The sequence below is a fragment of the Achromobacter sp. genome, from assembly GCF_032102605.1.
Taxonomy (GTDB): domain Bacteria; phylum Pseudomonadota; class Gammaproteobacteria; order Burkholderiales; family Burkholderiaceae_B; genus Achromobacter.
In genome coordinates this window covers 84,380-97,946 of record NZ_DAMDGT010000019.1, presented here as the reverse complement: position 1 = coordinate 97,946, position 13,567 = coordinate 84,380, and the positions used below count along the sequence as shown (strand labels likewise).

General features: G+C 63.9%; 15 protein-coding genes and 3 tRNA genes. 12 read left to right on the top strand and 6 right to left on the bottom strand.

The window, feature by feature from the left end; translation table 11 throughout:
• Positions 1-229: 229 nt before the first annotated feature.
• From RT614_RS26940 to RT614_RS26920, 5 genes are all read left to right on the top strand, one after another.
• A tRNA-Gly gene (locus RT614_RS26940) sits at positions 230-305 on the top strand.
• Positions 306-479: 174 nt separating this feature from the next.
• Positions 480-555, top strand: a tRNA-Gly gene (locus RT614_RS26935).
• Positions 556-611: 56 nt separating this feature from the next.
• Positions 612-685, top strand: a tRNA-Cys gene (locus RT614_RS26930).
• A 100-nt stretch (positions 686-785) separates the two neighbouring features.
• Positions 786-1,121, top strand: a complete 336-nt coding sequence (locus RT614_RS26925) for a hypothetical protein (RefSeq protein ID WP_313625438.1) — start codon at positions 786-788, stop codon at positions 1,119-1,121.
• A 4-nt stretch (positions 1,122-1,125) separates the two neighbouring features.
• Positions 1,126-1,725 (top strand): DUF2946 family protein, encoded by a 600-nt coding sequence (locus RT614_RS26920; RefSeq protein ID WP_313625436.1) that lies wholly within the window; start codon positions 1,126-1,128, stop codon positions 1,723-1,725.
• A 59-nt stretch (positions 1,726-1,784) separates the two neighbouring features.
• Here the strand turns inward: RT614_RS26920 and RT614_RS26915 are convergent, their stop codons facing one another.
• On the bottom strand, positions 1,785-2,186 hold the full coding sequence (locus RT614_RS26915; protein ID WP_313625435.1) for a DoxX family protein: 402 nt from the start codon (positions 2,184-2,186) through the stop codon (positions 1,785-1,787).
• Positions 2,187-2,318: 132 nt separating this feature from the next.
• Here RT614_RS26915 and RT614_RS26910 point away from each other — a divergent pair, with 132 nt between their 5' ends.
• The 5 genes from RT614_RS26910 (at position 2,319) to RT614_RS26890 (ending at position 6,547) form a co-directional block, all read left to right on the top strand.
• A complete protein-coding gene (locus RT614_RS26910; RefSeq protein ID WP_313625434.1) occupies positions 2,319-3,251 on the top strand; it encodes a LysR family transcriptional regulator in 933 nt (310 codons plus the stop codon).
• Positions 3,252-3,261: 10 nt separating this feature from the next.
• Positions 3,262-3,843: an NUDIX hydrolase gene (locus RT614_RS26905; RefSeq protein ID WP_313625433.1), complete on the top strand. Its 582-nt coding sequence runs from the start codon at positions 3,262-3,264 to the stop codon at positions 3,841-3,843.
• Positions 3,840-4,610, top strand: a complete 771-nt coding sequence (gene aat, locus RT614_RS26900) for a leucyl/phenylalanyl-tRNA--protein transferase (RefSeq protein ID WP_313625432.1) — start codon at positions 3,840-3,842, stop codon at positions 4,608-4,610. Before RT614_RS26905 ends, aat begins: the two co-directional genes overlap by 4 nt.
• Before the next feature lie 55 nt (positions 4,611-4,665).
• Positions 4,666-5,433 carry an arginyltransferase gene (locus RT614_RS26895; protein ID WP_313625431.1) on the top strand — a complete coding sequence of 256 codons (768 nt, stop codon included), beginning with the start codon at positions 4,666-4,668 and terminating at the stop codon, positions 5,431-5,433.
• 70 nt (positions 5,434-5,503) lie between these two features.
• Positions 5,504-6,547: a quinone-dependent dihydroorotate dehydrogenase gene (locus tag RT614_RS26890; RefSeq protein WP_313625430.1), complete on the top strand. Its 1,044-nt coding sequence runs from the start codon at positions 5,504-5,506 to the stop codon at positions 6,545-6,547.
• 156 nt (positions 6,548-6,703) lie between these two features.
• Here the strand turns inward: RT614_RS26890 and phaP are convergent, their stop codons facing one another.
• Entirely contained in the window at positions 6,704-7,282 is a 579-nt protein-coding gene (gene phaP / locus RT614_RS26885; RefSeq protein WP_313625429.1) for a TIGR01841 family phasin, read from the bottom strand.
• Positions 7,283-7,665: 383 nt separating this feature from the next.
• Here phaP and RT614_RS26880 point away from each other — a divergent pair, with 383 nt between their 5' ends.
• Entirely contained in the window at positions 7,666-8,643 is a 978-nt protein-coding gene (locus RT614_RS26880) for a tripartite tricarboxylate transporter substrate binding protein BugD (protein ID WP_313625428.1), read from the top strand.
• A 125-nt stretch (positions 8,644-8,768) separates the two neighbouring features.
• Here the strand turns inward: RT614_RS26880 and RT614_RS26875 are convergent, their stop codons facing one another.
• The 3 genes from RT614_RS26875 to RT614_RS26865 form a co-directional block, all read right to left on the bottom strand.
• On the bottom strand, positions 8,769-9,632 hold the full coding sequence (locus RT614_RS26875; RefSeq protein WP_313625427.1) for an IclR family transcriptional regulator: 864 nt from the start codon (positions 9,630-9,632) through the stop codon (positions 8,769-8,771).
• A 150-nt stretch (positions 9,633-9,782) separates the two neighbouring features.
• Positions 9,783-10,598 carry a competence/damage-inducible protein A gene (locus RT614_RS26870; protein ID WP_313625426.1) on the bottom strand — a complete coding sequence of 272 codons (816 nt, stop codon included), beginning with the start codon at positions 10,596-10,598 and terminating at the stop codon, positions 9,783-9,785.
• A 32-nt stretch (positions 10,599-10,630) separates the two neighbouring features.
• Positions 10,631-11,440: an EI24 domain-containing protein gene (locus RT614_RS26865; protein ID WP_313625424.1), complete on the bottom strand. Its 810-nt coding sequence runs from the start codon at positions 11,438-11,440 to the stop codon at positions 10,631-10,633.
• A gap of 64 nt (positions 11,441-11,504) precedes the next feature.
• Between RT614_RS26865 and RT614_RS26860 the strand changes: the two genes are divergently transcribed.
• Positions 11,505-11,891 carry a thioredoxin family protein gene (locus RT614_RS26860; protein ID WP_313625422.1) on the top strand — a complete coding sequence of 129 codons (387 nt, stop codon included), beginning with the start codon at positions 11,505-11,507 and terminating at the stop codon, positions 11,889-11,891.
• 88 nt (positions 11,892-11,979) lie between these two features.
• Here RT614_RS26860 and RT614_RS26855 read toward each other — a convergent pair whose 3' ends face one another.
• Positions 11,980-13,467 (bottom strand): DEAD/DEAH box helicase, encoded by a 1,488-nt coding sequence (locus tag RT614_RS26855; protein ID WP_313625421.1) that lies wholly within the window; start codon positions 13,465-13,467, stop codon positions 11,980-11,982.
• Positions 13,468-13,567 lie beyond the last annotated feature (100 nt).

Sequence of the window (13,567 nt, the reverse complement as noted above, 5' to 3'; positions counted from 1 at the left end):
GAGCGCAACCTTGCCAAGGTTGAGGTCGCGAGTTCGAGACTCGTCTCCCGCTCCAGATTGTCCGGTCTACTGTACAAAGACCCCAAAAAACATGTACAATCGCTGTCTTTGGTGAATTACCCCTGAAGCCAACCAGGTGGTGGCGCCAAAGTGGAGAACTGCACAAAGGTGAGCACTGCATTAAGCAGTACCGCAGCAGTACCCCAGCAGTGTTTTAGTAGTACCCCCCGCGGGAGTAGCTCAGTTGGTAGAGCGCAACCTTGCCAAGGTTGAGGTCGCGAGTTCGAGACTCGTCTCCCGCTCCAGATTGTCCGGTCTACTGTACAAAGACCCCAAAAAACATGTACAATCGCTGTCTTTGGTGAATTACCCCTGAAGCCAACCAGGTGGTGGCGCCAAAGTGGAGAACTGCACAAAGGTGAGCACTGCATTAAGCAGTACCGCAGCAGTACCCCAGCAGTGTTTTAGTAGTACCCCCCGCGGGAGTAGCTCAGTTGGTAGAGCGCAACCTTGCCAAGGTTGAGGTCGCGAGTTCGAGACTCGTCTCCCGCTCCAAATACAAAGAGGAAGCACCGGCCCACATCCGCGCTTCCTTTTTTCTTGCAAGTGCTGGCGCAATGGCAGAGTGGTTATGCAGCGGATTGCAAATCCGTGTACGTCGGTTCGATTCCGGCTTGCGCCTCCAGCATCTTTCCCCCTCCCCCCAGCATCTCGTTACCCATCCCTACGCCCCGTCAGCCGGATGATTGCTATGGTGACCCCGTTTTCATTTAAACGATGACTCCATGCATAACTTTTCGGTATTTCGGACGGGCGCGACTCGCCGATCGTCTTCGCTTCTGACGTTGTCCGCGGCCGCGCTGATCTCGCTGGCGCCTTTTGCCGCCGAGGCGGGTGACAAACATCATCACCATCGCCACAAAGGCGGCGACTATAAAGAGAAGTACTGGGATGGCGCCTGTAAGGTCGAGCGCAAATGGAAGCGCAACGGCGACTATAGTGAAAAGCGCAAATGCCGCGACGACTATGCTTATGGCTATGCGCCGCAACCCGTGGCCGTGCCCGTGATGCCGGTGCAGCCCGGTATCGTCATCTCCCCCACGATCGTCATCCGCCCCTGACAACATGGACCAATCGGTGAAAGACGCCCTTGCCCGCTGGCCGAATGTGCCGGCGGTGCACGGCTGGCTCTCGCTGGATGCGCGCGGCCGCTGGCGCCTGCACCCGCAAGGCCAGGCCGCCGACGGCGGACCGGGCGAGCCCATCACCAACACGCAGATCCTGGAATTCATCAACCGCAACTACGACCACGAAGACGCCGGCCGCTGGTTTTTCCAGAATGGGCCCCAGCGTGTGTTCGTGCGGCTGGATGCGGCGCCTTATGTATTGCGCCTGGCGGACGACAATCACGCATTGGTCACGCACACGGACGCCCCGGTGGAATCAATCAGCGAATGGTTGCTGGATGACGCCGGGCATCTCTACGCGATGACGCCGCTAGGCGGCGGCGTCGTGCTGGATCGCGATCTCCAGCCCCTGCTGGAAAAAATGACGACCGCTGACGGCGCCCCCTTGCTGGACGCGCTGGCCGACCTGACGCCAGACCAGCCCGTCATGGCGGCGCGTCCCGGCGTCTACCCGGCAGCGCCCCTGCAATCCGTGGCGCGCCAGGCAATCCCTGGGCGCCTGGGATTCACGCCGAACCCGCAGGCCGACCCGGCCTGACGCCCCCAATCGGATCAGTCAGAACATCCCTTGACCAGTGGCCGGCCGTTCGCTGGCGTTCAGCCGCGCTTGCTCTTGACCAGCGCGAACTTGCCGTCGCCCAGCAGGGCCAGCGCCGCAGCGGCCACGGTCAGGAAGATGGGATATTCCCAGCCGCCGCCCGCATTGCCAAAGCCCCAGCCGTTGCCGAAGTGGACCGTCGAAGCGACAAAGAGCTGGACGACCGCAATGGCGGCAACCCAGCGCGGCAAGATGCCCAGGATCAGCATGACGCCCGCGCCGACTTCGAAGAACGTGACGGGATAGGCCAGCCAACCTGCGAAGCCGATCTTGGCGAAGAACTGCGCGGTGCCGGGCAGGGTAAAGACCAGCAGCTTGGTCAGGCCGTGGGCCAGGAACATCACGCCAAGCGCGACGCGCAGCAGCAGCGCGGCATACGGCGCGGTACGGGTATCAGTCATTGCAATCATCCTTGTGCGGAAACACGAATCGACCGGAACGGGTGGATTCTTCGTGGGTCGTATTCTTGCGATTCCAAAAACAAAGATAAACATGCAGAATTGCAAATTATTGTTCCTCGATAGGAAACAATCTTGGACACCCACACCGCCATGCAGACCTACGCCAAGGTCGTCGAGCTGGGCTCGTTTGCGGCCGCGGCCGACAAAATGGGCCAAGCGCGTTCCGTGGTGACGCGGCAGATCGCCTACCTTGAGCAAAAGTACGGCGTGCGGCTGCTCAATCGCACCACCCGCAAGCTGAGCATGACCGACGCCGGCCGCGCCTTCTACGAACGCGTGCGGCCCATCCTGGCCGAGGTCGCGGACCTGGAACTATCGCTGCAGGCCGAAGGACAGCGGCCCAGCGGGCGGCTGCGGGTCAGCGCGCCCGTTTCCTTCGGCATCCTGCATCTGGGCCCGGCCATCGCGGAATACCTGCAACGCTATCCCGACGTCGTGATCGACCTGGACTTGAACGACCGGGTGGTGGACCTGGTGGAGGACGGCTACGACGTGGCCGTACGGATCGGACCACTGCTGGATTCATCCCTGGTGGCGCGGCCGCTTGCGCCCCAGCAGTTGCTGGTGTGCGCGGCGCCGTCCTACCTGCAGCGGCATGGCGCGCCGATAGTCCCCGAAGACCTCAAGCAGCACCGGTGCCTGCATTACGCCTACGCCAGCACCGGCAACGAATGGCATTTCGAGAAAGACGGCGTGACGCATCTGGTGCGCGTGAACGCGGCGCTGCGCGCCAACAACGGCGACGTGCTGCGCACCGCCGCGCTGGCGGGCCACGGAATCATCCTGCAACCGGAGTTCCTGGTGGGCGACGACATCCGCGCCGGACGCCTCGTGGCGCTGCTTACGGACTATGCCCATACGCCCATCTCCATGGTGGCCGTCTACCCGCATCGGCGGTTCCTGTCGCCCAAGGTAAGGTCATTCGTCGAGCACCTGGAAGTCCGCTTCGGCAGCCAGGCGCCCACCCCGCCCGGGCGGCGCGCCACGACCCGCCGCAGCCGTTAGAATCGTACCCATGACCGCCAAATCGCCCATCGAATACTTCCCCGCTCCGCGCCGTTCCCATTTCTGCAGCCAGTGCGGCTCGCCGGTAAACCGCCGGGTGCCGGAAGGCGACAACCGAGAGCGCGACATCTGCGATCACTGCGGCGCGATCCATTATCAGAATCCCCGGTTGGTGGTCGGCACCGTCCCCGTTTGGGAGAACCGCGTGCTGCTCTGCCGCCGCGCCATCGAACCGCGCTACAACACGTGGACGCTGCCGGCGGGCTTCATGGAACTGGGCGAAAGCACCGCGCAGGGCGCCGCGCGCGAGACCCTCGAGGAATCCGGCGCCAAGATCCAGCTGGGCGACATCTACACCATCATCGACGTTCCGCAGATTGAACAGGTGCATGTCTTCTATCTGGCGCAGGCCGTCGGACCCGAGCTGGATCCCGGCCCGGAAAGCCTGGAGGCCCGCTACTACGACGAAGCCGAGATCCCCTGGGATGACCTGGCGTTCCGCACCGTCGCGAGCACCCTGCGGCTGTTCTTCGAAGACCGCAAGCGCGGCACCTTCGGCCCCCATCACTACACCCTAGAATCCCACCGTTGAAACTGCCCTGGCTGGCCGCCGACACCCCGTTTCCTCCCGCGGAATTCGCGCTGACGGATCCGGACGGCCTGCTGGCCGCCGGCGCCGACCTGTCCCCAACCCGGCTGATCCAGGCCTATTCGAACGGCATCTTTCCCTGGTATTCCGAGGGCGAGCCGGTGCTGTGGTGGAGCCCGGATCCCCGCATGGTGCTGGCCATCAAGGATTTCGCTCCGTCGCATTCTTTGCGCAAGCAACTCAGGCAGATCGCCAGCCAGGAAAACGATCCCCCCCCGCGCGTCCAGGTTCGTGTGGACACGTCCTTCACCCAGGTCATGGCCGCCTGCGCGGCGCCCCGCGACGGGCAACCAGGCACCTGGATCACCGCCGCGATGCAGGAGGCCTACCGGAGCTGGCACGAAGCGGGGTACGTGCACAGCATCGAGACCTGGATTGACGGTGAACTGGCGGGAGGGCTATACGGCATCAACCTGGGCCGCATGTTTTTCGGCGAATCCATGTTCACGCGCGTGCCCAATGCGTCCAAGATTGCGCTGGCTTACCTGGTCAGATTCCTGGCGGCGCAAGGGGTGGAGTGGATCGACTGCCAGCAGCAGACGCGGCATCTGGCCAGCATGGGCGCGCGTCCCGTGCCGCGGTCGCGCTTCCTGGAGCACGTGCGCAAGACCACGTCGCTACCCGGCATTTCGTGGGCTGCAGGCACGCTGGACAGCCAGGGACGATTGCATCCGGTCACGCCTGCCAGCCCGGATTGCAGCGCCGGTTAGGCGTTAATATGGAGCCACTCCCGTCAGGGCTCGCCGCCATGCTGCGGGACCTCCAATGAGCCAGCTTAAAGAACTTCCCTTCTCCACGCTGCAGTTCTATGCAACCGCCCCCTACCCGTGCAGTTACCTGCCGGGTCGACAGGCCCGGTCGCAGGTTGCCGCGCCCGGCCACCTGATCAACGCGGGCACGTATTCCCAGTTGGTTGAACAGGGCTTTCGCCGCAGCGGGCTGTTCACCTACCGTCCTCATTGCGACAACTGCCAGGCCTGTATCCCGGTGCGCGTGGACGCGGCGGGATTCACGCCCAATCGCAGCCAGCGCCGCGCCTGGCGCGACCATCTGCATCTGCAATCGTTCGTGGCGGAACTGGCCTGGTCGCCGGAACACTACCGGCTTTACACCCGCTATCAGCAGGGACGGCACCCGGGTGGCGGCATGGACGAAGACAGCCGCACCCAGTATGCGCAGTTCCTGCTTACCAGCCGCGTCAACACTCGCCTGGTCGAATTCCGGAATCCGGAAGGCGTGCTGGTCATGGTCTCCATCATCGACGTCCTGGACGACGGCCTGTCCTCGGTCTACACCTTCTACGACCCCGATATCGCCGACGGCCTGGGCACGTACAGCATCCTCTGGCAGATCGAACAGTGCCGCGCGCTGAACCTGCCTTGGCTATACCTGGGCTACTGGATCGCTGACAGCCGCAAGATGTCCTACAAATCGGCCTTCCGGCCGGCGCAGTTCCTGGTGGACGGCCAGTGGCGCGACAAACCCGAGGCGGCTATCCCTCGCGCGCCGGCCGACGGCTCGCCTTCCTTCTGATTTCCCCTGCCTGCGTCCCAAGCCGTTGGCCACCGCAAGTCCGGCCCGATTCGCTCTACAATTCCGCCCCATGTCTATCCTTTTCCATGCCTATCCCCTGGCCCGCCCGGCGCTGTTCGCCATGGACGCGGAAACCGCCCACGAAGTCACTTTGTCGGGGCTGCAACGCGCTTATGAATGCGGCGCCACGCGCAAGCTCCTGCACGCGCAGCCCAAGGCGCCCAGCACGCTGATGGGGATGCAGTTGGCCAATCCGATCGGCCTGGCGGCAGGCCTGGACAAGAATGGCGCGTATATCGACGCGCTGGGCAACCTGGGTTTCGGCTTCATCGAGGTCGGCACGGTGACTCCCCGCGCCCAGCCCGGCAATCCCAAGCCTCGCATGTTCCGCCTGCCGCGCGCCAATGCGCTGATCAACCGGCTGGGCTTCAACAACCAGGGCCTGGATGCCTTCCTGGCGAACGTGCAGCGCAGCTCGTTTCGCAAGCAGGGCGGGATCCTGGGATTGAATATCGGAAAGAACGCCGATACGCCCATCGAACGCGCGGCTGACGACTACCTCATCGGCCTGGAAGGCGTGTACCCGCATGCCGACTACGTAACGGTGAATATTTCGTCGCCCAACACCAAGAATCTGCGCGCGCTGCAAAGCGGCGACGAGCTCTCCGCACTGTTGGGGCAACTGGCCGACAAGCGCCGCGCGCTGGAAGACCAGCACCAACGGCGCGTTCCGATGGCGGTGAAGATCGCCCCCGACCTGACCCAGGAGCAGATCGACGCCATCGCCGACATCCTGCCGCGTCATGGCATCGATGGAGTCATCGCCACGAACACCACGCTGTCGCGCGACGCCGTCGCAGGCCAGGCGCACGCCGAAGAAGCCGGCGGGCTGTCCGGCGCGCCGGTGCATCAGTTGTCGCTCGCCGTCATCCGCCGCCTGAAAGAACAGCTGGGCAACAGCCTGGCGATCATCGGTGTTGGTGGGGTGATGTCGGGCCGAGAGGCCCGCGAAAAGATGGAAGCGGGCGCCGACGCGGTGCAGCTCTACACCGGCCTGATCTACCGCGGCCCGGCGCTGGTGGGCGAGTGCGTGCAAGCCGTGGCGCGTCGCTGAACGCGGGGTTTGCCGTTTGCCGTTTGCCTGCCAAGCTTTGATCCGCCCGCTCTGGGCAAAAAAAAGGGGCCACCCTGTGGGTGGCCCTAATTCCAGCTCTGCTCTGTCACTCAACAGTACTACATAACTGCGATTTGCGCAGCCCTGCGTCCAACTTTAGGCGCTGCGACGGGTACGGCCGGCGACCTTGTTGGCGGCGTCGGCGGCGTCCGTGGCGGCCTTGAAGGTCGCGTTGGCGGCGGCGTTCAGGTTCGATTCGGCGACTTCAGCAGCCTGCTTGGCGGCCTTGGTCATCGAATCGTAGGCGCTGGTCGCGGTGGCCAGCGACGACTTGATCAGGGCGACGGCGCTTTCGGAGCCGGTCGGGGCGTTCTTGGAGAACTGGTCGACGGCTTCGCTCAGCTGCTGCTGGCTTTCGGCGATCTGTTCTTCGGTCAGCTTGACCAGGCTGCCTTGCACGCCGGCAACGATGTCGTACACGTGCTTGGTGTAGGCCAGGGCCTTTTCGGCGCCGGGCTGCAGCAGGCCGGTGGCGAACGCTGCGGCTTCCTGCGGATCCTTCACTTCAGCAGCTTGCTGCGATTTCTGGGCGACTTCGTCCAGGGTGGCCTTCACGACCTTCAGGTTCAGTTCGACCAGCTTTTCGAAACCGGCGAAAACGGCGGTCTGCGCGGCCACGATGGTGTTGATGCTGGCCTTTTGGCGGTCCAGGACTTGTTGCGGAATGGCGCTCATAGGATGCTCCTCTCAGGGTAGCCGGACAGCGTCCGGCAAGTAGGGATGGTTGTCTGCGACGAAATAAATCAACGTGCGCGGAAACTGGTACTACAAGCTACCGCCGGCGCGTTTGATGCACTGCACAATTGCTATTCTAGACGCGGTAAAAACCTTGTCAAGCAGTTTTTGTGCGGCGCAACAAGTGTTTGCACTTTCGCTGGGCGGCCCCTCTCCGGCATTGATTCTGCTCAACGATTTCCCATGATTCGGGAAATACCGGACATGACGCGGTATCAATTCTTTTCTACACTGCTTTCACGCTGATGACAGACAAATACAAACTACATGTCAGCGGTTGATAACTAAATCGCAGCAAGCAAAACCCTGCAATCGGAGACCTCATGACCCTCATTCCCCGCACGCTTTCGGCCCTGCTCGCGGCCGGTGCCTTCTTCGCGGCCGGCGCCGCGCAAGCGGAATATCCGGAGCGCCCCATCAACATGGTGGTGCCGTTCGCTGCAGGCGGTCCGACCGACAACGTCGCCCGCTCTCTCGCGGAAGCCATGCGCCCCAGCCTGGGCCAGACGGTCGTGGTTGAAAACAAAGGCGGCGCCGGTGGCACCATCGGCACCACTCAGGTCGCGCGCGCGCAGCCGGACGGCTATTCCGTCCTGTTGATGCACGCCGGTTTCTCGACCGCCCCTTCGCTGTACAAGAATCCGGGTTACGACCCCTTCACCAGCTTCGAGCCGATTGGCCTGGTGGTCGACGTGCCGATGACCATCGTCGCGCGTTCGGACTTCCCGCCCAACACCATCGGCGAATTGGCGGAGTACGTCAAAAAGAACAAGGACAAGGTGTCGCTGGCCAACGCCGGCATCGGGGCCGCCAGCCACCTGTGCGGCACCATGCTGGTCGAGGCGCTGGGCGTGCAATTGCTGACGATCCCCTACAAGGGCACCGCCCCCGCCATGAACGACCTGCTGGGCAAGCAGGTCGACCTGATGTGCGACCAGACCACCAACACCACGCAGCAGATCGAAGCCGGCAAGGTGAAGGCCTATGCCGTGACCAGCCTGCAGCGCGTTCCCACGCTGCCCAAGCTGCCGACCATGGACGAGTCCGGCTTCAAGGGCTTTGAAGTGGGTATCTGGCACGGTATGTGGGTGCCGAAGGGCACGCCCAAGCCCGTCGTCGACAAGCTCGTCAAGAGCCTGCAAGCCGGTTTGGCCGATCCGAAGTTCCAGGAGCGCATGAAGCAGCTCGGCGCCACCGTGCTGACCTCGGAAGCCAACCCCGACGCGCTGCAAGCCAAGGTCAAGCAGCAGGTGCCGCAGTGGGCCCAGCTGTTCCAGAAGGCGGGCATCGAAAAGCAATAAGCGCCCTGCAGCCGGGGACAGCCAACCGGGGGTCGCCTGATGGCGACGCCCCCGGATTGGCCGGGACTCTGTCCCCAGAAACCAAAAAGCCCCCGCATGGGGGCTTTTTGCTGGGGGAGGCGGGTTCAGGGTCGCAAGGCCTCTGCCGCCATGCCCAGGCCGTTGAATCCAGTGGACACCGACGGCTCAAATCCCAGGGCTTCGGAAATGCTTGCGGCCGTGTCGACCAGCGCCTTGATCCAGTCGTCCTGCAGGCGCTCGGCCGGAGCCGAGATGGACAGGCCGGCCACCAGCTTGCCGGTATCGTCGAAGATGCCGGCGGCGATGCACCGCACGCCAAGTTCAAGTTCTTCGTTGTCCCGGGCGTAACCGTGGCGCCGGACCAGCGCGAGTTCGCGTTCCAGCTTGTCCAGGTCGGTCAGGCTGTTGCGCGTATGGCCCGCCAGCCCCGTGCGCAGCGCATAGGCGCGCACCTGGCGCGTATCGCCCGTGGAAAGGAACAGCTTGCCGGTGGACGTGAGATGCAGGGGCGCCCGGCCGCCGATTGCCCGCACCACCTGCATGCCCGAGCGTTCGCTCCAGGCGCGGTCGATGTAGACGATCTCGTCGCCCTGCTGGACGGAAAGATTGATGGTCTGGCCGGTGAGCTTGTGCAGCGACCGCATGGCGGGGATGGCGGCTTCGCGCACATTGAGCCGGCCTTTGACCAGGGACCCCAGTTCCAGCAGCCGCATGCCCAACTGGTACAGGCCATTGTCGACGCGTTCGACATAGCGCCCTACGACCAGGTCGTTGAGGATGCGGTGCGCGGTGGATGCATGCAAACCGGTGGTGGCGGACAGCTCTTTGAGCGTGACCGGATCCGGCTGCGCGGCCAGGGCGTCCAGCAGGCGCATCGCGCGTTCAATGACCTGAATCGCGATGGGATGTGAGGAACCGCCTTCGGTCTCGGCGTCCAGGGGATTGCGGGGGGTCGGCAGACGGGGCATGGAAGAGGTGGGCTAGCGCCGCGTGGCCACGGAGTGACATTGCGGCATCGCAGCAAACAGTTCTTTCCCGTATTGTGAAATTTAGCGGCCTGTTTGGCAATCAGAATTTGATGAAGGGGGCAGTGCGGCCACCTTCGTCCAACCTGCGAATCACGCCGCCGCAGGTGGCGCCAGCTTGCCGCCCAGGCGAAGCACTTCCGCCCGCAGGAACTCCAGCGCGGCGGCCGATCCTTCGGGCTCGCCCTTAACACCCAGTTCGATATGGGGCATTCCGCCGGCCTCGCCGACGCTGGGCAAGCTGAAGGCGCGCACGCCGGGCCAGCGGGTTTCGACGCTGACCATCGCGGGCGTGATGCGGGATTCGGGCATGCTGAACACGAGGAAAGAGTGTTCTACGTGCGACCGCACATGCTGCAGCGCACGATACCGGGTATCCAGGGTCCACTCCAGCATTGGCCACGCCATGACGGGAAATCCGGGCACGAAGGTATGGTCCTGGATGAAGAAGCCGGGAATGCGGTTGTACGGATTGGGAACGATCTCGCAGCCTTGCGGGAACATGCCCATTTGCAGTCGTTGCTGGTTTTCGGGCGCGCTCATGTCTGCGGTGCCCTGCCCTTTGGCGGCCATTTCCTGGGTGCGCAGGGCGATGGCTTGTTCGGCTTCGGGGTGCAGGGCCAGCGGCAAACCGAGGGCAGCCGCTGCCGCCTGACGGGTATGGTCATCCGGCGTGCCGCCGATTCCGCCGCAGGAAAAAACGACGTCGCCGGTTGCAAAGCTGCGTTCGTAGGCGGCCACCAGCCGGTCGCGCTCGTCCGGCAGGAATTCGGCCCAGCTCAGATGCATGCCTCGCGCACTGAGCATTTCGACGATCTTGGAAAAATGCTTGTCCTGGCGGCGGCCCGACAGGATTTCGTCCCCGACGATGATGAGGCCGATGCGACGGGAGTTGGATTCTGCTGCCATGTCCGATTCCATTGGAAAGAGAAAGACGCCGATCAGACGTCAATGACGCGGTCTTCCCGCAAGCGCTTCAGCGCTTCCAGGCCGTAATGCGCGTAGACCAGTGCCGAGAACACCGGCAGGATAATCCAGGCGGGAGGCAGCAGGTTCAGCAACGAACAGATCAGGCCGATGCTCCAGAAGCCGCCGTTGTTCCGATGCAGGAGCAGTTTGCGTTCATCGGGACTGGCGTGCTCCACGATCGCGTCGACGCGCATCATGCGCGAAAACGCGAACGCCCACCAAAAGATCGATAGCACGACGGCCATCGGAGGCACCAGCCACAACGGCAGGGTCAGGACCCAGCCGACCGCGAATGCCGCCGAAACCCAGACCGCATTCCATACGCTGACCGCCGTGGAAAACTTGCCTCGCCGACCAACCGTCGCGTACTCGCGCTGGCCCACATGACGCAGCACCAGCGGCATGACGAACACCGCCGCGATCGCAAGTCCGAGGATGCCCGACACCGGCAGCAGGATCGCCGCCGCGATGACCGGTATCAGGTAGATCTTGAGCGAGAACAGCCCCACCGCGACCAGCCACGCGTCGACGCGGTTGACGAAGTCCCATTCCGAGGCCTCGACGCGCAGCCATTCCGTCAGGGGCGTCCAGAACAGCCACAAGAGCAGGACGGCGCCGACCAGCGAAATCAGGAAGGGCAACAACACCGCGAACAGCATGGTGGGGTGGCATTGGGACACGAGCGCACGCTTGAACGCCTGTCCCACGCTGGCAGCGCCCGCCCCCGCGCCGGACAGTCGGCCATTGCCGGGCGAGGCGGATTCAGGGCGCAATACGGTCATGGCAGTTGGAAATAAGGGATGAACATCCCGGGTATGATAGTCAAACACGCCCCGACCTGCTCACATGTCACTGCTTACCCCCGGTACCGACCTTGCACCCCTGCGTGCGCGCCTGGGCGCAACGCCCAATGCCTGGCTGATCGCCTGCTTCTGCGCCGCCTGGTGCGACACTTGCGAAGAATACAAACCCAAGCTGCAGGCCTTGGCCGACGCATTGCCGCAGCACGTGTTCGCCTGGGTCGACATCGAAGACCACGCGGAACTGCTTGGCGACGTCGACGTCGAGAACTTCCCCACGCTGCTGGTGCAGATCGGCGCGCGCGTGGTGTTCTACGGACCCATGCTGCCGCACATCGGCCATCTGGAACGCCTTCTGGAAAGCCTCAACGAAGACAGCTCCCCGGTGGCCGCAGCCCTGCCCGACCTGCCAAGAATGCTCGCGGCCGCCTGACCTTTCTATATCCGGCGCCAATAGAAAAAAAAAACCCGCAAGGCCTGAAGGCCTTGCGGGTTTTTCGTTGGGGACGCCGATGAAGCGGTCAGGGCTTGCGGCTACCGCCGAGCAGCACCGCGATCTGACGCTTGGGGGTGGAAGTCGGCGACGCGTCGTTCCGGGAGTCCTGCTCTTCGGCCGGCTTGGACGGCGCGGAGGGCTCGTAGGGCTTGAAGAAGAAGTCGTCCACCGGCTGGCGGGACCCGCCCGAATGGTGGCTGGAACGGCGGTCCGAGGAACGGCCGCGGTCGCCACGGTCGCCGCGGCTGTCGCGGTCACGGCCGCTCTCGCGCCCTTCGCGCGAATGGGAATGGCCTTCGCTGCGGCGATGGCTGCGGGCGATCAGGTCGGCCGGCACGTCGAGCGAGCCGCGCGGCACTTCGCGCTTGATGAGCTTTTCGATGTCGAGCAGGAAACGCTCTTCGTCCGCCGTGAACAGGGCGATGGCTTCGCCCGACGCGCCCGCCCGGCCGGTACGGCCGATGCGGTGCACGTAGTCTTCGGCGTTGTAGGGCAGATCGTAGTTGATCACGCAGGGCACGCCGGCGACGTCAAGGCCGCGCGCGGCCACGTCGGTGGCGACCAGCACTTCGAGCTCGCCGGCCTTGAAGGCTTCGAGCGCCTTCATCCGGTCGGCCTGGGTCTTGTCGCCGTGGATCGATTCAGCCTTCACGCCGTCGCGTTCCAGGTCGCGCGCAAGGCGCGCCGTGCCGATCTTGGTGTTGGAGAAAACAATGACCTGTTTCAGTCCGCGCGACTTCACCAGGTGGACGACGGCGGCGCGCTTGGCGTCGCTGGTCATCTTGTAGGCGATCTGCGTGATCGTCGTTGCGGTGGCGTTGCGCGCCGCGACTTCGATTTCGACGGGATGATTCAGGTACGAGCGGCCAAGCTTGCGGATTTCGTTGCTGAACGTGGCGGAGAACAGCAGGCCCTGCCGCTGTGCGGGCAACAGGCGAATGATGCGTTCCAGGTCCGGCAGGAAGCCCATGTCGAGCATGCGGTCGGCTTCGTCCAGCACCAGAATGCCCACCTGGCTGAGATTCACGTTCTTTTGTTCGACGTGATCCAGCAAGCGGCCCGGCGTGGCGACCAGCACTTCGCAACCGCGACGCAACGCTTCCTTTTGCGGGCCGATATCCACGCCGCCGAACACCACTGCCGAACGCAAGGGCGTCTGCTTGCTGTAGCGCTTGACGCTTTCATAAACCTGGTCCGCCAGCTCGCGCGTGGGCGTGAGGATCAGCGCGCGCACCGGATGCCGGGCGGGCGATGCGCTGGTGTTGGCCAGCGGCATGAGACGGTGCAGGATGGGCAGCGTGAAGGCCGCCGTCTTGCCCGTGCCCGTCTGGGCGGCGCCCATGACGTCGCGGCCCGACACCACGACGGGGATGGCTTGCGCCTGGATGGGCGTAGGAGTGGTGTAGCCGGTTTCGGCGATGGACTGCAGCAACAAGGGGTGCAGCCCGAATTCGGCGAACGTCGGCGCGGGCGCGTCAGCGGTGGGTGCTTCGGTTTGAGTGGATTCAATCATCAGGGTTTGGCAGATACCGGGACCAGTGAAAAAGAACAAAACGAGAGTGCTACGCGCACTGCTCTACATATGCATCGGGGCAACCCGAAAACGCGTGACC